Consider the following 18,806-nt stretch of genomic DNA (forward strand, 5'->3'; position numbering starts at 1 on the left):
CCTGGAGCGGTCACGGGGGCCGCCGGGCGGCCCGCACACCGCTCTCTGGGGGCCCGCACCATGCTCAGGTATCTGCCGTTCCTGCTGATCCTGGCGTTGTGGATCTATGCCTTCATCGACTGCCTCAACACCCCGGAGAACGAGGTGCGCGGGCTGCCGAAGATCGCCTGGGTGTTCATCATCCTGCTCTTCGGCGAGGTCCTCATCGGCCCCGTCGCCTGGCTCTTCGCCGGCCGCCCGCGCCGCGCCGCCACCGGCGGCGGACGTGCCTACGGGCGCGGGCGCGGCGGGCAGTGGGTGGCCCCGGACGACAACCCGGAGTTCCTCAAGTCGCTGAAGAAGGACGAGGACCCGGACCAGGACGGCAAGGGCCCGAAGAGCTGACCTAGGTGCCGTCCGGCGCTCCCGCCTCGTACTCCCCGCGCAACTGCCGCCACCGGTTCAGGGTCCACTGCGACCAGTCCATGGGATGGCCCGCCAGTGCCTTCGTCAGGTACTCGAAGTGGTGGTGCCAGCCCGCCAGGCAGTCCAGCCGGACGTCCTCCGTACCCGTCATCTCATTGGTGAAGTGCAGCAGCGTCCCACCGACGCTCGCCGGGGCCGGTTCGAGTTCGAAACGGATGCGTCCGTGGACCTCGACGGTGTATTCGGCGAGCCGCCGCGGTTCCCACGCGGTGACCCGGCCGGGGGCCACCGTGGCCTTGCCCTCGGTATCCGTGTTCAGCCACCGGAGGGTGATCGCCCCGCCCGCGGTCGGCTCGAAGGGGTCGGCGGCCGCCAGCCAGGTCGGCAGTCCTTCGGCGGTCGCGACGGCGGCCCAGACGTCCTCGACGGGATGGGGCAGCGACAGCTCGTAGCGAAGGGTGTGGATGTCACCCCGGGTGTCGGACGAGCCGTAAGGGGAGGGAATCTCCATGCCATCAGCTCTACCACGACGGCCCGCTGTCCGCGCCTCGGCGAGGCGTGGGCAGCGGGCCGTCGAAGCCGTCCCGGCGGGGCTCAGACGCCGGCGTAGGAGTGCTTGCCGGTGACGAAGATGTTCACGCCGTAGTAGTTGAAGAGGTAGCAGCCGAAGGCGGCCAGCGCGATGTACGCGGCCTTGCGGCCCTTCCATCCGGCGGTGGCACGGGCGTGCAGGTAGGAGGCGTAGGCGGCCCAGGTGATGAAGGACCAGACCTCCTTGGGGTCCCAGCCCCAGTAGCGGCCCCACGCGGCCTCGGCCCAGATGGCACCCGCGATGATCGTGAAGGTCCACAGCGGGAAGACCGTCGCGTTGATCCGGTACGCGAACTTGTCGAGCGACGCCGCCGACGGCAGCCGCATCACGAAGCCGTCGGTGTACTTGGCCAGGTGCGCCTTGAAGCGCGCGATCCGCCGGTTCGACGGCAGCTCGGCCAGCAGCCGCTCCAGCCCGCGGCCGGTCCAGCCGCTCTCCAGCCGCGCCTCGTAGCCGTCGCGGAAGAGGTACATCAGGGTGGAGCAGGCGCCCACCCACAGGGCCGCGCCGGAGATGATCGCGCAGGAGACGTGGATCCACAGCCAGTAGGAGTGCAGCGCGGGCACCAGCTGGTCGCTGTCGGTGTAGAGCACCGACAGGGCGAGGCCCAGGTCGAGCAGGATGGTGGTGACCAGGGGCAGACCGAGCCAGCGCACGTTCTTCTTGGCGACGAGCAGCCCGAGGTAGACCGCGACCACGGTCATGCCGAAGGTCGTGGAGAACTCGTACATGTTGCCCCAGGGGGCACGTTCGACCGACAGCGCGCGGGTGAGGACCGAGCCGGCGTGCAGGACGAACGCGAGCACGGTCAGGGAGATGGCGATCCGTCCGTAGACGTCGCCCTTCTCGCTGGTGCCCGCCGCGCCCGGACCGTCGGGGACGTCGCGGGTGCCCGCGCCGGAGCGGGTGACGACCTTGGGACGCTCCAGTACGGCCGTGCCGCCGCCCTGCCGCTCGGCCGTGCCGGCGGCGGCCGCCGCGGCGGCCTGGGGTGCGGTGAGCGCCGCGGCCGTGCGGCCGACCGCGCTACGGCTGCCGAGCACCCATTCGGCGATGTGCGCGAGGAAGGCCAGGGTGTAGACGGCCATGGCCGAATAGATCAGCACATTGCTGATCTCGGCCATGTTCTCGTTGGCTGCGGCAGCGATCGAGGTCACGCGCGCGCTCCTTCGGAGGAATCGGCGGAATCTGCGGGGTCGGGCGTGGGAAGGGGCGGCGCTTCGGGCTGCAGGGCGGCGGCGAGGTCGGAGAGCTCCTCGGGGAGCTTCGCGGACTCACTGCGGCCCAGGCCGGCCAGTTCGACGACGGTGTGCCCGTCGGCGTCCCGGACGGCCCGCACCCAGACCCGGCGTCGCTGGATGAACAGCGAGCCGGCCACGCCGATCAGCGCGGCGACCGCTCCGGCGAGGGCGGTGGTGTTGCCGGGCTTCTGGGAGATCTGGAAGGTGGCCCACGGCTTGATGCCGTCGAAGTGCAGCGTCCCCGCGCCGTCGGGCAGCGTCATGGTGTCGCCGACCTTGAGGACCTTCGCGAACGGGCTGCCGTCCTTGTCCTTGAACTGCTTCATCTTGGACACGTCGAGCTGGTAGACGCTCTGCGGCATGCCCGAGTCGATACCGAGGCTGCCGCGGTACGCGGTCAGGATGAGCCGCGGATTGTCCAGGGCGGGGAACTGGGACATCATCGTGCCGGTCCGCAGGTCCAGCGTCGGCACGAAGTTGCCCTTGAAACCGAGCTGGTCCTTCTTGCCGTCCTTGTCGCGGTAGTCGCCGACCTTGAGCACGGTGGACTCGGTGACATTGCCGTCCAGCGGCAGCGAGGGCACCGCGCCCTGGTGGGAGATGTTCCCCTGGCCGTCGCGGACGGTGACGACCGGCGCGTAGCCGTGCCCGATCAGATAGACCTTCGAGCCGGCCGCCTCCAGCGGCTCGTTCACCTTGATCGTCTTCTTGCGGGGGGCGCCGTCCGCGCCCTCCCGGTAGGTGACGTGCGCCTCGTACGTGCGGGGGGTGCCGCGCTGCGGCCCGGAGCGCTCGTACGTGCCCTCGAAGCCGTCCAGCGTGAAGCTGAAGGGATCGAGGTCGTCGATCTTGAAGAGGGAGCCGGACTTGAAGTCGTCGTACTGGGTGATGGTGTTGGCGAAGCCGTCGCCCGCGACGATCAGCTTCTGGCCCTCGGACTTCCACAGCTGCCCGGAGGCGAAGGCCACCAGCATCACGATCAGCGCGATGTGGAAGAGGAGATTGCCGGCCTCGCGGAGATAGCCCTTCTCGGAGCCCACCGCGTCACCGGACACCCGGGTGCGGAACCGCCGCCGTTTGAGCAGCTTCTCCGCCGCCGCCAGCACCTGCTCCGGCTCCGCCCCGGTGCGCCAGGTGGTGTACGCGGGCAGCTTCGCCAGCCGGCGCGGCGCGACCGGCGGCCGGCCGCGGAGCTGGCCGACGAACTGCCAGGTGCGCGGCACGATGCAGCCGATGAGGGAGGTGAACAGCAGGATGTAGATCGCCGAGAACCACACCGAGCTGTAGACGTCGAAGAGCCCGACCTTGTCGTACAGCGGCGCGAGGGTCTCGTGGGCCTTCTTCCAGTTCTCGGCCTTCACCGCGTCGACGCTCGTCTGCGGAATGAGCGAGCCGGGGATGGTGCCGAGCGAGAGCATGAACAGCAGGATCAGCGCGACCCGCATGGAGGTCAGCTGACGCCAGAACCAGCGCACCCAGCCGGTGGTCTCCCGCCCCGCCCAGGCCAGCGCGCCGAGCGCACCGGGCGCGCGGACGCCGCCGAAGGAGCCGGGGTGCGACTGCCCGCTCTCCTCGGCCGGGGCCGTGGACAGCTGTGAGCCGGCGTCACCGATGTCCTTGTCTTCCTGGACGGTGCTTGTCTGCGACTTGGCCATCTGATCAGACCTCGGGAACGTAGGAACTGGACCACGTCTGGAGGTCGGTGACCAAGCGGTCCCACATACCCGTGACGAGGAGGACACCGACGACGACCAGCATGAGGCCGCCGATCCGCATGACCCAGGCATAGTGCCGCTTGACCCAGCCGAACGCGCCGAGAGCACGCCGGAAGGCCACCGCGGCGAGTATGAACGGCAGGCCGAGGCCGACGCAGTAGGCGGCCGTCAGCACCGCCCCCCGTCCGGCGCTCGCCTGGTTCTGGGACAGGGCCATGACGGAGCCGAGCGTGGGGCCGATGCACGGCGTCCAGCCGACCCCGAAGAGGATGCCGAGCAGCGGCGCCCCGGCGAGCCCCATGGCGGGTTTGGTGTGGAAGCGGAACTCGCGCTGCCCGAAGAGGTTCAGGGCGCCCATGAAGGCGAGGCCCAGGACGATCGTGAAGGCTCCGAGCACCGTGGAGATCGTGCTCTTGTACTCCATCAGGGTCTCGCCGAAGAAGCCGAAGAAGGCCCCCATGGAGACGAAGACGGCGCTGAAGCCGAGGACGAAGAGCGAGGCCCCGGCGACCATCCGGCCGCGCTTGGCCTCGGCCATGTCCGCGCCGGTGACCCCGGTGACGTAGGAGAGATAGCCCGGCACGAGCGGCAGCACGCACGGGGAGAAGAAGGAGACCAGCCCGCCGAGCACGGCGACGGGCAGGGCCAGCAGCAGTGCCCCGGTCAGAACGGTCTGGTTCAGGTCGCCGACGGCGGCGAGGGTGGTGACGGCGGTCACGGGGTCACTTCTCCGCGACCAGCGGCTCGAGCGTCTTGCGCAGCTCGTCCTCGGTCAGCGCCTTCAGCGCGCGTGCGGCGATCTTGCCGTCGCGGTCGATGAAGAGGGTCGAGGGAAGCGCCTGCGGGTTCAGGCTGCCCTTGGGGAAGCGCAGCAGGAGCTTGCCGGAGGAGTCGTGCAGGCTCGGGTACGGGACCTCGTACTCCTTCTCGAAGCGGAGGGCCGGGGCGGGGTTGGGGTCGCGGGAGTTGATGCCCACGAACTGCACGCCCTTGTCCTGGTAGGCCTTGGAGACCTTCACGAGGTTCTTGGCCTCGGCCCGGCAGGGCGAGCACCACGAGCCCCAGACGTTCAGGACGATGATCTTGCCCTTGTAGTCCTCGGCGATGTCGAGCTGCTTGCCGTCGAGCGTCTTGCCGTCGAGGCCGGGCGCGCTCTGGCGGTCGGCCCGGTCCTTGACCACGCTCACCCCGCCCGTGCCCTGCACGAACTGGGTACCGCCACCGCTCTTGGGCTTGTCACCCGTGCCGCACGCGGTCAGGGACAGTGCCGCGAGCGCGGCGAACATGACCGGCAGGGTGGTACGCCGGCGTGGGACAGGGCGTCGAGGGGCGCGGCAGGCACTCATGTGAAAAGTTTCGCATGGTCCATTTGGGGATCTTCCGCGCCCCCCTCCGGGGCCCCTCGTACGGGTTCCCGGGCCCCTCGTACGGGCCTATGGGCCCTCCGGCGGCAGGGTCGCGGAGGCCCCGCGACCCTGCCCCGTCGCTAGAGCGACGCCCTCCACTTCTCCCCGACCCGGAGGGTGCGCAGGCGCGCGAGGATCTTCGGGTCCTGGACGTCCAGCCAGTCGACGAACTGCCGGAAGGAGACCAGCCGGACGTCCTTGTGCCGCTCGTCGGCGATGTGCTTGATCGCCTCCTCGACGGCGTCCATATAGATGCCGCCGTTCCACTGCTCGAAGTGGTTGCCGACGAAGAACGGCGCCCGGTTCGTCTCGTAGGCGCGCTGGAACCCCTGGATGTAGGACTCCGTCGCCTGCTTGCGCCAGTACGGGTAGTTGGACCGGCGGCCCCGGGTGGTGTTCTTCGACTGGTTGGCGAGGATGTTGTAGTCCATGGAGAGGACCTCGAACGAATGACCGGGAAAGGGCATCTGCTGCAACGGCAGATCCCATACCCCCTGCCTTTTCTTCGGCCACATCTGCAGCCCGCCCGGTGAACTCGCGTCATAACGCCAGCCCAGCTTGCGGGCGACCGGCAGCATATTGTCCTGGCCGAGCAGACACGGGGTGCGACCGCCGACGAGTTCCTTGCGGTAGTCGAACGGCAGCGGTTCCACATCGGTGAATCCGCTGTTCGTACGCCATTCGGTGACGAAGGAGATCGCCTGTTCGATCTCGGACCGCCAGTCCGAAGGCGTCCAATTCCCCACCGAACCGGAGCCCTGGCAGAAGTGCCCGTTGAAGTGGGTGCCGACCTCGTGCCCCTCGAACCACGCCGCACGCAGATTGCGCAGGGTCGATTTGATGTGGTCGTCGGTGAGATAGCCGATGTCCGATGCGCCGACCGGGTTGTTGGGGGGCTCGTAGAGGCGTTTTTTCGACTCGGGCAGGAGATAGATGCCAGAGAGAAAAAACGTCATCCGTGCACCGTGGTCACGGGCGATCTTCCGGAAGCGGGGGAACAGCCCGTTGCCGACCTCACCGGCGCCGTCCCAGGAGAAGATCACGAACTGCGGGGGCTTCTGGCCCCGCTCCAGCGGTTCGGGCTCGGGCGGCTGGTTCGGCTGCCGACCCGCGTCGGCGGTCGAACCGTCACCGATGGGTTTGGCCTTGGCCTGCTCGCTCGCTTTGGCCGCGGGGTCCTGCGCCTGGTCGGAGCCCGGGGGTGCGGAGCAACTCGCCGCGCCCAGCGCGGCCGCCGCTCCCACCCCCATTCCGAGGAGACCTCGTCGGCTGATGTCGCGCATGTCGTCTCCGTCCGTACTCGCCGTGCTTCACCCACCTGTCGTCCATATAAAACGACATTGGGTGAGAGAGCGCGTCGAGTACGGCGGTTGCGCGAATTCGCCGGTCTTTACGACCCTTTACTTGGCTTTGCCTCGCTTTGGGATCGTCAAGCGCCGGTCGACCAGCGGGAGATCGGACAGCGCCCGAGGTCAGGCGCCGAACGCCTTTGCCCCGCCCTTCACCGGTTTGGCACCCGCCAACAGGTGCGCCGGCACCAAATCCCGGGCGGGCTCGCTGTAACCCACCGAAACGATTTTGTCCCCCCTATAGGTGAACGTCGTCAGGCTCGCCAGCGTGCACTGCCGCTTCCGCGGGTCGTGCCACAGCCGCCGCCGCTCCACAAAGCTCCGCAGGATCCAGATCGGCAGCTGATGGCTCACGCACACGGCCTCATGGCCGCGCGCCGCGTCCCGCGCGGCGTCCAGCGCGCCCATCATCCGCACGACCTGCTCGATGTACGGCTCGCCCCAGGACGGCTTGAAGGGGTTCGTCAGATGCCGCCAGTTGGCGGGCTTGCGCAGCGCGCCGTCACCCACGCCGAACGTCTTCCCCTCGAAGACGTTCGCCGCCTCGATCAGCCGCTCGTCCGTCGCCAGGTCCAGGCCGTGCGCCTTGGCGACGGGCATCGCCGTCTCCTGCGCCCGCTCCAGCGGCGAGGCGACGACGTGCGTCACGTCCCGCTCGGCCAGATGCTCGGCCACCCGGTCGGCCATCCGCCGGCCGAGCTCCGACAGGTGATAGCCCGCCCGGCGCCCGTAGAGCACGCCGTCCGGGTTGTGGACCTCGCCGTGCCGCATCACGTGGACGACGGTGATGTCGTCGTCGCGCTTCGCCGGGCCACTCGTCATGTCGCTGGTCATGCCACCCATCATTCCGTCGCCTCGGCTGCCGCCCGCGCCGCGGCCGGCAGCGCCGCCGCGATCTTCTCGATCGCCGCACCGTCGAGAGCCGTCGAGACGAACCACGACTCGAACGCCGACGGCGGCAGGTACACACCCTGCGCCAGCAGCGAGTGGAAGAAGGCCGTGAAGCGGAAGGACTCCTGCGCCTTCGCCCCGTCGTAGTCCCTGACCTCGCGGTCCGTGAAGAACACCGAGAACATGTTCCCGGCGACCTGGAGGCGGTGCGCGACCCCCTCCTTGGTCAGCGCGGCACCCACCAGGCCACGGATCTCGGCCGAGACCGCGTCGACCTTCTCGTACGCCGCGTCGTCCAGCAGCCGCAGCTGCGCGAGGCCCGCCGCCGTCGCCACCGGGTTACCCGAGAGCGTGCCCGCCTGGTAGACCGGGCCCGCCGGGGCCAGGTGCGCCATCACATCGGCGCGGCCGCCGAAGGCCGCCGCCGGGAAGCCGCCGCCCATGACCTTGCCGAAGGTCAGCAGGTCCGGCTTGACGCCGTCGATGCCGTACCAGCCGGCCCTGCTCGTCCTAAAGCCCGTCATCACCTCGTCCGAGATGAACAGTGCGCCGTTCTTCTCGCAGGCCGCCTTGAGCCCCGCGTTGAAGCCCGGCTGCGGCGGCACCACGCCCATGTTGCCCGGCGACGCCTCGGTGATCACGCACGCGATCTCACCCGGGTGGGCGTGGAAGGCGGCGTGCACCGACTCCAGATCGTTGTACGGCAGCACGATGGTGTCCCCGGCCTGCGCGCCCGTCACCCCGGGCGTGTCCGGCAGCCCGAACGTCGCCAGCCCCGACCCGGCCGCGGCCAGCAGCGCGTCCACGTGCCCGTGGTAGCAGCCCGCGAACTTGATCACCTTGGCGCGGCCGGTGAAACCGCGCGCGAGCCGGATCGCCGACATCGTCGCCTCGGTGCCGGACGACACCAGCCGCACCTGCTCGACCGGCTCGACGCGGGCGACGATCTCCTCGGCCAGCGCGACCTCGCCCTCACCGGGCGTGCCGAACGACGTGCCGCGGGCGACGGCGTCCTGAACGGCCGCGATCACCTCGGGGTGCGCGTGACCGAGGATCATCGGGCCCCACGAGCACACGAGGTCCACATACTCCCGGCCGTCCGCGTCCGTCAGGTACGGACCGGTACCGGACACCATGAACCTGGGCGTACCGCCCACGGCGCGGAACGCGCGGACCGGAGAATTCACGCCACCGGGCGTCACGACCGCCGCACGGTCGAACAGGACCTGCGAGACTGGGGCTTCATATGGGTAGCTCACGCTAGCCATGGTCTCAGAGCCTCACGGGCAGTCGCGTCCGGGCGTTTCGTCCGCCGTTCACGGGGGAGGTCTCTGAGACGATGATCGGGTTGCGCGGCGGGGGCTGTGCCACCTAAAAAGCAGTCGGGTGGAAGATATGCATCGCGGTGGCGGACTGGGTGAGGGCACCGATGACCTGGGCCCCGAGCGAGCGCAGAGGGCCCACAGGGGGCGCCACCGGCGCGAGGAAGAAAGCGCTGGGAGCAGGAGTGGCCGCGTGGGGGTGACCTACAAATACTTCGGGGCACCGAACGGGGCGACCGCTGCCCGGGTGCCGATCTCGATGCGCCCGGAGGAGCTCGGCGGTGACGAGCTCGGCATGGGCGGCATGTTCACCAAGATCAAGCCGGAGACGGTGGCCGCGATGGTCCTCACGGGCATCGAAGGCATACCCCTGCACAAGGTCCCCCCGCTTGAGCTGGTCGTTCTCCACCCCGACTACGCGGTCGTCAAGCTCCCCATGACCGTGGTCGACCCGCTGCGCGGAATCGGCGAGGAATCGGTGGGCGCCGCCGCGTTCATCTGGTCCACGGTCCCCGACCGCGGCGGCCCGCGCGATGCCTTCACGGTCTACCAGCTGCTCCACGAATGGCAGGACTTCTCCCACCGGCTGCACGAGGCCGGCCATCAGCCGTACTGCCTGGTCTGGCCCTGAGCCCCGCCCGGCGCGGCCGCGGTCAGCGCTGCGTGAGCACCGACGTGTCCAAGGTCCCCTGCACCACCTGCTGGGCGAGATCCGCCAGCCGCAGCCGACGGGGACGGGCGTAGCTCCGCAGGCTCTCGAACGCCTCGTCCAGCCCGACCTGCCAGCGCTCGGCCAGCACGCCCTTGGCCTGTTCGATGACGACCCGGCTGTGGAGCGCGGCCTGCAACTGCGCCTTGTCGACATTGCCCTGCTCGATCGTGCGCTGCTGGAGGATGGCGATCGTGGCCACGTCCGCCAGCGCCTGAGCCAGCTGGACATCGGACTCGGTGATCCGCGCGGTGCGGGAGTGGAAGAGGTTCAGCGCACCGATGATCTGGTGGCGCAGCCGCATGGGAATGGCGTGCGTGGTGCGGAACCCGGCCGCGCGAGCCCGTTGGGCGAAGGGCCCGAAAGCCGCTGTGACCTGCGGGGATTCCAGGTCGATGTTCAGTTGCGCCTGTCCGCTGTGATAGCACTCCACGCAGGGCCCCTGCTCGTGCTGGAGGGCGAAGAGTTCCAGCAGCCGGGTGTGTTCGTCCGAGGCCGCGATGACCTGCAGCTCACCGTGGGGGTCGACGATCATCACACCGACGGCGTCGACGTCGAGCAGCTCGACACAGCGGCTGGCGAGCCGGTGCAGGAAGTCGATCAGATCGAAGTCGTCGATCAGTGAATCGACGGCCTCGACCAGGATCTCCAGCGTGCGTTGCTGGCTAGCCATGGCCATCATCCTCTTCTCTCAAAAGACGGGTCCAGCCCGTCATCAATGTCCCGAAAGCGCAGACGACGGGCAACCACGTCCTCCGCGGCCCGCAGCAGCGGAAGTTCATGGCGATAGGCGTGGGCGCGCAACAGCACCAGGGCCTGGGCGACGGACACCCCCGCCTGGATGCTGATCATGCCGCTGGCCTGGTGGACCGCGGCCCGGTGCAGCTGAGCGGCGGACTCGGCGGTGGCGAACAGGGCCATCCGCTCCCCGCCGTCCAGCACCACCGCGGTCAGCGCCGCGGCCAGGATCAGGGCGTCGTCCATCGCGGCCGCCGACAGCGGGCCCGCGGTGGACCGCTGCGCGGTCAGCACGCCCAGGCACACGCCACCGATGCGCAGCGGGAAGCAGAAGAGGGCGTCCACCCCGAGCCCGTCCAGCATCGGCAGCAGCACCGGCCACCGGTCCGGGCGGACCCGGGTCAGATCCGGCTCGACGATCACCGAGCAGGAGCCCATGGCGTCCACCCCCGGCCCTTCGCCGAGCGTGTACTGCTCGTCCTCGAGGCGCTCGCTGGCACCCGGGGAGGACCACACCACCTCGCTCAGCGCGCCGCCGGTGGCGAGGGACACCGCCACCCCGTCCACGCCGAGGATGCCGGCGCACTCCAGAGGGTCCCCGCTGATCAGGCCTGGGCCCGATCTCGAGGACAGGTCGCGCAGCAAACGGGCCATGCCCGCGCTGGTCGCCACCGATGACACCCGCTTCCCCGGGCCGTCCCGCCACGCGTCGCCCGGAGTGGACGGCCCGCCGTCTTCACCCTACGCCTTCGGGCTCCCGTGCCGGGCGCCGTCGAGGGCATCGAGATCGGCCACATCCGTCAGCGAGGCAACGGGCCGGAAGACGTCCAGCAGACCGGCCATGCTCATGATTTTCAGGGCCCACGGCCGGGTGCAGAGGACCTCGAAGCCACCGCCCGTCGCGAGCAGTCCGGCCCGGGCCCGGTAGAGCACGCCCAGGATGGCGCAGTCGAAGAAGGTCACCGCGCGAAGATCGACCACGACGACGGGCTTGCCCAGCGCCAACAGACGCATGAGCAGTTCCTCTATCTCCGGCACCGCCGCGATGTCGATCTCGCCGGCGAGCTCCAGCACGCCCCACCGGCCCACCACTCGGATGCGGGCTTCACCCTGCCACTGCGTCACATCTGCTCCCCGGCTCGGACCGCATGGGACGGGGCGCGGGGTCGGGCCCGCGCGCACCGTCGCCAACAGGGTCCGGGGTGGCTACTGCGAAGGTATGTCCCATCGACTTCACTCAAGGCCCAGGGCATATTCAAGCCCCCGAAGGTATGAAAATCGCCAGTTTCGACCCCACGGGTACGGTGCTCGGTGCTTGACTCGGGAGGCCTGTATCCCGGCGCGGCCGTCCGTGGCCCCGTCCATGGCCCCGTTCATGGGCCCGTCCATGGCCGAGACGTCACCCATCGGATGCGGGCGCGGCCCTCGTCGTCTTCCGCACGCCCCGCCGGCGCCCTAGGGTGACCGCGTGGCCCGGGCCCCCGGCCGCCGTCTCCCGCTGACGCGCCGGATGCCTCCTGCCCTGCCGGTGCCCCGCGGACGAGAACGGACCGGCCGGCGCCCGACCAAAGGAGGGTGGAGCGCCGGCCGGCTCCCGGCCGGCACCCCGGCCCGTAGCCTGGCGCTCATGCTCGTCGTCCGCTCCATCGCCCTTTTCCTCCTGGCCGCCCTCCTGGAGATCGGCGGCGCCTGGCTCGTCTGGCAGGGCGTACGCGGCAGCGGCGAGGCCGGACAGGGGCGCGGCTGGGCGTGGATCTGTGCGGGCGTCCTCGCCCTCGGCGCGTACGGCTTCGTCGCCACCCTCCAGCCCGACGCGGACTTCGGCCGGATCCTCGCCGCGTACGGCGGTGTCTTCGTCGCGGGCTCGCTCGCCTGGGGCATGATCCTGGACGGCTACCGCCCCGACCGCTACGACGTGGTGGGCGCGCTCGTCTGTCTGGCCGGGGTCGCGGTGATCATGTACGCGCCGCGCGGCCGCTGAGGCCGGAGCCACGACGTTCCGGGGGCGGGCCCCGCAGGCCTTCCGGGGAAGGCCCCGGAGGCCCGACATATCCTGCGGCTGCGAATGGATCACGCCCGCCGCGCCCCAGGAGGCCCAGCATGAGCACCCGCACCGCAGTCGTCACCGGAGCGAGCAGCGGCATCGGTGCCGCGACCGCCCGGCACCTGGCCGCCGCCGGCTACCGCGTCCTCCTCACCGCCCGCCGCGCGGACCGCATCGAGGCCCTGGCCGCCGAGCTGACCGGGGCGGGCCACGACGCGGTCGCCCACGCGCTGGACGTCACCGACCGCGCGGCCGTCGACGCCTTCGCCGCCGCCGCGGGCGCCTCCGTCGAGGTGCTGGTCAACAACGCCGGCGGCGCCCTCGGCAGCGAGACCGTCGCCACCGCCGACCCGGCCGACTGGCGCACGATGTACGAGGTCAACGTCCTCGGCACGCTCAACATGACCCAGGCCCTGCTGCCCGCGCTGACGGAAAGCGGCGACGGCACCGTCGTCGTCCTCTCCTCCACCGCCGGTCTCGCCACCTACGAGGGCGGCGGGGGGTACGTCGCGGCCAAGCACGGCGCCCACGTCATCGCCGAGACGCTGCGCCTGGAGCTGTGCGGGGCGCCGGTGCGCGTCATCGAGGTCGCCCCCGGCATGGTGCGGACCGACGAGTTCGCGGTCACCCGCTTCCGCGGCGACGAGGAGAAGGCCGCCGCCGTCTACGCGGGCGTCGCCGAGCCGCTGACCGCCGACGACGTCGCCGAGACCATCGCCTGGGCCGTCTCCCGTCCGTCCCACGTGAACATCGATCTGCTGGTGGTCCGCCCGCGCGCCCAGGCCTCCAACTACAAGGTCCACCGCGAGGTCTAGGCCGCCGATCAAGCCTGCTGGGGGCACCTCCCAGCGGTAGCTGGGGGAGTTTGAGGACGCGCCCGCGGGGCGCTCGCCGCCGCAGGCGGCAAAGACGGCCCGCGGCCATGGCCCCAAGATCAACTCCCGGATACGGTTCCGGGTACGGGCGGCCGTCAGCCGCCCGCTCACCGAGCATGAAAGGCCTCACCTTGCGCGTCATCGGCTTCGATCACCTGGTGCTCAACGTCTCCGACGTCGAGCGGTCCCTGGCCTTCTACCTCGGCTCGCTCGGGCTGGAGCCGGTCCGCGTGGACGAATGGCGCGCGGGCAAGGTCTCGTTCCCCTCGGTCCGGGTCTCCGAGGGCACCATCATCGACCTCTTCGAACGCCCCCGGGGCGAGTCCAACGTCGACCACATCTGCCTCGTCGTCGAGCCCCTGGACTGGCAGGAGGTCATCGACTCCGGCGTCTTCACGGTCGTCGACGGCCCGGGTCCCCGCTTCGGCGCCCGCGGCGACGGCGAGTCCCTCTACGTCCTCGACCCGGACGGCAACACCGTCGAACTCCGCTGGTACCCGCAGGACGCCTGACGCGAGCGACCGAAGGGGGTGCCGGGCCCGGCACCCCCTTCGGTCGGTCCTTGACGCAGCCGGTCAGCCACGCAGCCGGTCAGCCCTTGACGCAGATGACCTGCTTGAGCTTGGCGACGACCGCGACCAGGTCCCGCTGCTGGTCGATGACCTGCTCGATCGGCTTGTAGGCGGCCGGGATCTCGTCCACCACACCGGAGTCCTTGCGGCACTCCACGCCCCGCGTCTGCTCCTCCAGGTCCCGCGCCGAGAAGCGCTTCTTCGCGGCGTTGCGGCTCATCCGGCGGCCGGCGCCGTGCGAGGCGGAGTTGAAGGAGTCGGCGTTGCCGAGGCCCTTCACGATGTACGAGCCGGTGCCCATCGAGCCCGGGATGATGCCGAACTCGCCGCTGCCCGCGCGGATCGCGCCCTTGCGGGTGACGAGCAGGTCCATGCCCTCGTAGCGCTCCTCGGCCACGTAGTTGTGGTGGCAGGAGATGACGGGCTCGAAGGTCACCTTGGCCTTCTTGAACTCCCTGCGGACGATGTCCTTGAAGAGGCTCATCATGATCTCGCGGTTGTGCTTCGCGTACTCCTGCGCCCAGAACAGATCGTGCCGGTAGGCCGCCATCTGCGGGGTGTCCGCGACGAAGACCGCGAGGTCCCGGTCGATCAGGCCCTGGTTGTGCGGCAGCTTCTGGGCCTGGCCGATGTGGTACTCGGCCAGCTCCTTGCCGATGTTCCGGGAGCCGGAGTGCAGCATCAGCCAGACCGCACCCGACTCGTCGAGGCAGAACTCGATGAAGTGGTTTCCGCTCCCGAGCGTTCCCATCTGCTTCGTGGCGCGCTCCTGACGGAACTTGACCGCGTCCGCGACGCCGTCGAACCGGCCCCAGAAGTCGTCCCAGCCCGCCGTCGCGAAGCCGTGCAGCCGCCCCGGGTCCACCGGGGAGTCGTGCATCCCCCGGCCCACCGGAATCGCCTGCTCGATCTTCGACCGCAGCCGCGACAGGTCCCCCGGCAGGTCGTTCGCCGTCAGCGACGTCTTGACCGCCGACATTCCGCAGCCGATGTCCACGCCGACCGCCGCCGGGCAGACCGCGCCCTGCATCGCGATCACCGAGCCGACCGTCGCCCCCTTGCCGAAGTGCACGTCCGGCATCACCGCGAGGCCCTTGATCCACGGCAGTGTGGAGACGTTGCGCAGCTGCTGCATGGCGACGTCCTCGACCGCGGCCGGGTCGGCCCACATGCGGATCGGTACCCGGGCGCCGGGCACCTCGGTGTACGTCATGATTCTCCTCATTCCCCCGTAAAACACAGTAAACGCAAAAGCCGGACGTATCACCTGATTCTCGACAGGAAACCGGCGGACGCGGCGGCGCGTGCGGTACACATTGTGTCCGGCCGTCACCTTGTGGCGGCAACCAGTTTTCCGGTGAAGGGAGCCACGGACAGTGCAGCGAAGGGCGTACGCACCAGCCGCCGCACTGGCCGCGGCGGTGCTCACCACGGCGCTCGCCGGGTGCAGCGGGGATTCCGCTTCCGGTGCCGGCGGCGACGACTCCAAGCCCGGCCAGCTCGGCGCCTCCGCCTCCGGCGGCGCGCCGGGGAAGTACCACACCCTCCCCGAGCCCTGCGGCTACGTCAGCCCCGCCACGCTGCGGCGCATGCTGCCCGGCGCCGAGGACGAGAGCGAGGAGGAGGCCGAGCGGCGCTACCGCGGCCAGGCCACCATCACCTACGACACCGACCGCCGCGTCGGCTGCCGCTGGAAGCTGGAGGCCCCCGAGGGGACCCGGCACCTGACGGTCGACTTCGAGCGGGTCGTGTCGTACCAGACCGACGTCAGCGACGAGGACCGGGCGCGGCAGCTGTACGCGCGGCTGGCCACGGCCGCGAACATCCCGGCCGCCGCCTCCGCCTCGCCGTCGTCGGGCACGAGCCCGAGCGCCGCCGCGTCGGCGGGCGCCAAGCCCCAGGGCGGGGCCGGCGCCAAGAAGCAGAGCGCCCCGGTGTCCGGGTCGCCCACGCCGTCGTCCACCGGCGGCTCCACCGCCCCGGGCGGCCCCGCCGGCAAGGGGACCGACGCCGATCTCGCGCCGCGCGTCCTCGACGACCTCGGCGACGACGCGTTCGTCGACGACGAGCTGGCCACCACCGGCACCGGTGTGCACCGTGACATCAAGGTCGTCTTCCGGTCCTCCAACGTCCTCGTGACCATCACCTACGACCAGTGGTCGACCGACAAGGCGCACATCCCCAGCAGCGCGGATCTGCAGGGCAAGGCGCAGGCCCTGGCCCGCGAGGTCGACGCGGGGCACTTCGGCAATTAGCCCGGCGAGTACCGCCCCATTTCGACCGCCGCCCCGCGTCGGCCGCGTACCGTGCCGTCTGGACACGGGCGGAGCACAACCGCCCCACGAGCAACTCGAAGCCCTCGACACCGAACGAGCGAAGGACCCATGCACCGACGAACAGCCCCGCGACTCGCCCGAATCCTCGCCTGCGCCGCAGTACCGGTGATGCTCGTCGCCACCGGCTGCTCGTCGGACGACGACAAGAAGGAAACGACGCCCACCAAGGCGCCGACCGCGAACGCGACGCCCACGCTCAAGCCCGCGGCGTTCGCCAAGCTGCCCGAGGCCTGCAAGACCGTCCCGGCGAAGACGGTCGAGAAGCTGGTGGCCAAGGCGGACCCCAAGGAGGGCAAGGCCCTCCCCGCCAGCGACACCAATGACTCGGCCAGCTGCTTCTACAGCGGTCTGGACGACGAGGACGTCAAGGACCTCCAGTACCGCTCCCTGACCGTCTCGCTCAAGCGCTTCGCCTCCGACCCGACGCTCGGCTCCGGCGAGAAGCGCGCCCAGGCGTTCCTGGCGCAGCAGACGACCAAGGCGACCACGTCCGACGGGGCGAAGAACGCCAAGACCGAGAAGACCAGCGGGATCGGTGACGAGGCCTCCACGGTCACCGCCGACTCCAAGAAGGACGACAACGACTTCAAGAACGTCACCGTCGTCGCCCGGACCGCCAATGTCGTGATCACCGTGAAGTACAGCGGCGCCGGCTACGAGGGTGCGAAGTCGCCCGAGGTGGGCGACATGACGAAGGACGCGCAGGGCGCGACCAAGGATGCCGTCACCTCGGTCGGCGACGCGAACAAGAAGTAACGCGCGCAGGCGGCAGGCGCACACGGCGAAGGGCCGCCGCCCGGTGGAAACCGGGCGGCGGCCCTTCGGCCGTCGTGCGGGTTACGCCCCGAGCAGCTTGCGCACCCGGTCCGCCCCCACTGCGAGCAGCAGCGTGGGCAGGCGCGGGCCGGTGTCCCGGCTCACGAGCAGCTGGTAGAGCAGCGCGAAGAAGGAGCGCTGCGCGACCTTGAGCTCCGGGGTGGGCTTGGCGTCCGGCTCCAGGCCCGCCTGGATCTTCGGCACGCCGTAGACGAGCGTGGTGAGCCCGTCGAGCGACCAGTGGTCGTCGAGCCCGGCGATCAGCAGCCGCAGCGACTCGCGGGCCTGGTCGTCGAGGGTGGCGAGGGTCTCGGTGTCGGGCTCGTCGCGGACGATCGTGCGGGACTCGGCCGGAACCTGGGTGTTGATCCAGTGCTCGGCCCGGTCGAGCCGGGGGCGGGTCTCGTCGAGCGAGGTGACCGGGTTCGCGGGGTCGAGGTCGCTGAGGATCCGCAGGGTCTGCTCGTCGTGGCCGCCGGTGATGTCGACGACCGAGGCGAGCGTGCGGTACGGCAGCGGGCGCGGGGTCGTCGGCAGGTCACCGGCGGCGGTGCGGACGGCGCGGCTGTACGCGGCGGCGTCGGCGGGCAGCACGGTGCCGTCGGCGACCTTGGAGGCCAGCTTGTCCCACTCGTCGTAGAGCCGCTGGATCTCCTGGTCGAAGGCGATCTTGAAGGACTGGTTGGGCTTGCGGCGCGCGTACAGCCAGCGCAGCAGCGGGGCCTCCATGATCCGCAGCGCGTCGCCCGGGGTGGGGACGCCGCCCTTGGAGGAGGACATCTTGGCCATGCCGCTGATGCCGACGAAGGCGTACATGGGGCCGATGGGCTGCTCGCCGCCGAAGACCTTGCGGACGATCTGGCCGCCGACGACGAAGGAGGAGCCGGGCGAGGAGTGGTCGACGCCGGAGGGCTCGAAGATCACGCCTTCGTAGGCCCAGCGCATCGGCCAGTCGACCTTCCAGACCAGCTTGCCGCGGTTGAACTCGCTGAGCAGGACGGTCTCGGAGTGCCCGCACACGCAGGTGTAGGCGAGCTCGGTGGTCGTCTCGTCGTAGGCGGTGACGGTGGTGAGGTCCTTCTCGCACGCGCCGCAGTACGGCTTGTACGGGAAGTAGCCCGCGCCGGAGCCGCTGCCGTCGTCCTCGGCGGCCGCGCCGGAGCCCTCGGCGGCCTCCAGCTCGGCCTCGTCGACCGGCTTCTGCTGCTTCTGCTGCGGCTTCTTGGCGGCCGCGGCGGGGTCCTTCTTCGTCCGGTACTGGTCGAGGACGGCGTCGATGTCACCGCGGTGCTTCATCGCGTGCAGGATCTGCTCGCGGTAGACACCGGAGGTGTACTGCTCGGTCTGGCTGATCGGGTCGTACTCGACGCCGAGCTCGGCCAGGGCCTCGACCATGGCTGCCTTGAAGTGCTCGGCCCAGTTCGGGTGCGCCGATCCGGCCGGGGCGGGCACCGAGGTCAGGGGCTTGCCGATGTGCTCGGCCCAGGACCCGTCGATACCGGGGACGCCGTTGGGCACCTTGCGGTAGCGGTCGTAGTCGTCCCAGGAGATCAGGTGCCGGACCTCGTGGCCGCGGCGGCGGATCTCGTCCGCGACGAGGTGCGGGGTCATGACCTCGCGGAGGTTGCCCAGGTGGATCGGGCCGGAGGGGCTGAGGCCCGAGGCGACGACGATCGGTTTGCCCGGGGCGCGGCGCTCACCCTCGGCAATGACCTCGTCGGCGAAACGGGAGACCCAGTCGGCCTCGGTGCTCTGAGCCACGTGCGGCACTTCCTTCCTTGTGGTCCTGGCATGA

At 70.3% G+C, this 18,806-nt stretch carries 20 protein-coding genes; 7 read left to right on the top strand and 13 right to left on the bottom strand.

The genetic code is table 11. The features are described from left to right. The first annotated feature begins 60 nt into the window (after positions 1–60). Entirely contained in the window at positions 61–384 is a 324-nt protein-coding gene (locus JO379_RS15750; RefSeq protein ID WP_130878878.1) for a PLD nuclease N-terminal domain-containing protein, read from the top strand. Position 385: 1 nt separating this feature from the next. Here the strand turns inward: JO379_RS15750 and JO379_RS15755 are convergent, their stop codons facing one another. From JO379_RS15755 to hemL, 8 genes are all read right to left on the bottom strand, one after another. Next, positions 386–916 (bottom strand): SRPBCC domain-containing protein, encoded by a 531-nt coding sequence (locus tag JO379_RS15755; protein ID WP_130878877.1) that lies wholly within the window; start codon positions 914–916, stop codon positions 386–388. Positions 917–999: 83 nt separating this feature from the next. Next, the gene (ccsB, locus tag JO379_RS15760) at positions 1,000–2,121 is read right to left on the bottom strand and encodes a c-type cytochrome biogenesis protein CcsB (RefSeq protein ID WP_130879195.1); all 1,122 of its coding nucleotides are present in this window, start codon (positions 2,119–2,121) and stop codon (positions 1,000–1,002) included. Between the two features lie 29 nt (positions 2,122–2,150). After that, entirely contained in the window at positions 2,151–3,893 is a 1,743-nt protein-coding gene (resB, locus tag JO379_RS15765; RefSeq protein ID WP_130878876.1) for a cytochrome c biogenesis protein ResB, read from the bottom strand. Positions 3,894–3,897: 4 nt separating this feature from the next. Next, entirely contained in the window at positions 3,898–4,671 is a 774-nt protein-coding gene (locus JO379_RS15770; RefSeq protein WP_130878875.1) for a cytochrome c biogenesis CcdA family protein, read from the bottom strand. 4 nt (positions 4,672–4,675) lie between these two features. Next, complete coding sequence (locus tag JO379_RS15775) at positions 4,676–5,299, bottom strand: TlpA family protein disulfide reductase (RefSeq protein WP_130878874.1); 624 nt, start codon at positions 5,297–5,299, stop codon at positions 4,676–4,678. Positions 5,300–5,439: 140 nt separating this feature from the next. Further along, positions 5,440–6,642, bottom strand: coding sequence for a polysaccharide deacetylase family protein (locus JO379_RS15780; protein WP_130878873.1), 1,203 nt, complete (start codon positions 6,640–6,642; stop codon positions 5,440–5,442). A gap of 189 nt (positions 6,643–6,831) precedes the next feature. Then, a complete protein-coding gene (locus tag JO379_RS15785) occupies positions 6,832–7,551 on the bottom strand; it encodes a histidine phosphatase family protein (RefSeq protein ID WP_372449141.1) in 720 nt (239 codons plus the stop codon). Beyond that, entirely contained in the window at positions 7,551–8,867 is a 1,317-nt protein-coding gene (gene hemL, locus JO379_RS15790) for a glutamate-1-semialdehyde 2,1-aminomutase (RefSeq protein WP_209515436.1), read from the bottom strand. Before hemL ends, JO379_RS15785 begins: the two co-directional genes overlap by 1 nt. A gap of 127 nt (positions 8,868–8,994) precedes the next feature. Here hemL and JO379_RS15795 point away from each other — a divergent pair, with 127 nt between their 5' ends. Then, on the top strand, positions 8,995–9,552 hold the full coding sequence (locus JO379_RS15795; protein WP_130879193.1) for a hypothetical protein: 558 nt from the start codon (positions 8,995–8,997) through the stop codon (positions 9,550–9,552). Between the two features lie 22 nt (positions 9,553–9,574). Here the strand turns inward: JO379_RS15795 and JO379_RS15800 are convergent, their stop codons facing one another. The 3 genes from JO379_RS15800 to JO379_RS15810 form a co-directional block, all read right to left on the bottom strand. Next, the gene (locus JO379_RS15800; protein WP_242626150.1) at positions 9,575–10,303 is read right to left on the bottom strand and encodes an ANTAR domain-containing protein; all 729 of its coding nucleotides are present in this window, start codon (positions 10,301–10,303) and stop codon (positions 9,575–9,577) included. Positions 10,304–10,308: 5 nt separating this feature from the next. After that, entirely contained in the window at positions 10,309–11,040 is a 732-nt protein-coding gene (locus JO379_RS15805; protein WP_242626149.1) for an ANTAR domain-containing protein, read from the bottom strand. Between the two features lie 69 nt (positions 11,041–11,109). Beyond that, complete coding sequence (locus JO379_RS15810; RefSeq protein WP_165451568.1) at positions 11,110–11,493, bottom strand: anti-sigma factor antagonist; 384 nt, start codon at positions 11,491–11,493, stop codon at positions 11,110–11,112. A 502-nt stretch (positions 11,494–11,995) separates the two neighbouring features. Here JO379_RS15810 and JO379_RS15815 point away from each other — a divergent pair. The 3 genes from JO379_RS15815 to JO379_RS15825 all read left to right on the top strand — a co-directional run bounded on the left by JO379_RS15815 (position 11,996) and on the right by JO379_RS15825 (position 13,799). Continuing rightward, positions 11,996–12,349, top strand: coding sequence for a YnfA family protein (locus JO379_RS15815; RefSeq protein ID WP_209515439.1), 354 nt, complete (start codon positions 11,996–11,998; stop codon positions 12,347–12,349). A gap of 119 nt (positions 12,350–12,468) precedes the next feature. Further along, complete coding sequence (locus JO379_RS15820) at positions 12,469–13,227, top strand: SDR family NAD(P)-dependent oxidoreductase (RefSeq protein WP_130878868.1); 759 nt, start codon at positions 12,469–12,471, stop codon at positions 13,225–13,227. Positions 13,228–13,403: 176 nt separating this feature from the next. After that, positions 13,404–13,799, top strand: coding sequence for a VOC family protein (locus JO379_RS15825; protein WP_242626148.1), 396 nt, complete (start codon positions 13,404–13,406; stop codon positions 13,797–13,799). A 79-nt stretch (positions 13,800–13,878) separates the two neighbouring features. Here JO379_RS15825 and JO379_RS15830 read toward each other — a convergent pair whose 3' ends face one another. Next, on the bottom strand, positions 13,879–15,072 hold the full coding sequence (locus JO379_RS15830; RefSeq protein WP_130878867.1) for an RtcB family protein: 1,194 nt from the start codon (positions 15,070–15,072) through the stop codon (positions 13,879–13,881). Positions 15,073–15,235: 163 nt separating this feature from the next. Between JO379_RS15830 and JO379_RS15835 the strand changes: the two genes are divergently transcribed. Together JO379_RS15835 and JO379_RS15840 are read left to right on the top strand one after the other, a co-directional pair. Beyond that, positions 15,236–16,114: a hypothetical protein gene (locus JO379_RS15835; protein WP_130878866.1), complete on the top strand. Its 879-nt coding sequence runs from the start codon at positions 15,236–15,238 to the stop codon at positions 16,112–16,114. 129 nt (positions 16,115–16,243) lie between these two features. After that, positions 16,244–16,951, top strand: coding sequence for a hypothetical protein (locus tag JO379_RS15840; protein WP_130878865.1), 708 nt, complete (start codon positions 16,244–16,246; stop codon positions 16,949–16,951). A gap of 81 nt (positions 16,952–17,032) precedes the next feature. Here JO379_RS15840 and lysS read toward each other — a convergent pair whose 3' ends face one another. Continuing rightward, positions 17,033–18,781 carry a lysine--tRNA ligase gene (lysS, locus tag JO379_RS15845; protein WP_209515442.1) on the bottom strand — a complete coding sequence of 583 codons (1,749 nt, stop codon included), beginning with the start codon at positions 18,779–18,781 and terminating at the stop codon, positions 17,033–17,035. Positions 18,782–18,806 lie beyond the last annotated feature (25 nt).

It is taken from the genome of Streptomyces syringium, from assembly GCF_017876625.1.
GTDB classification, from domain to species: Bacteria; Actinomycetota; Actinomycetes; order Streptomycetales; family Streptomycetaceae; genus Streptomyces; species Streptomyces syringius.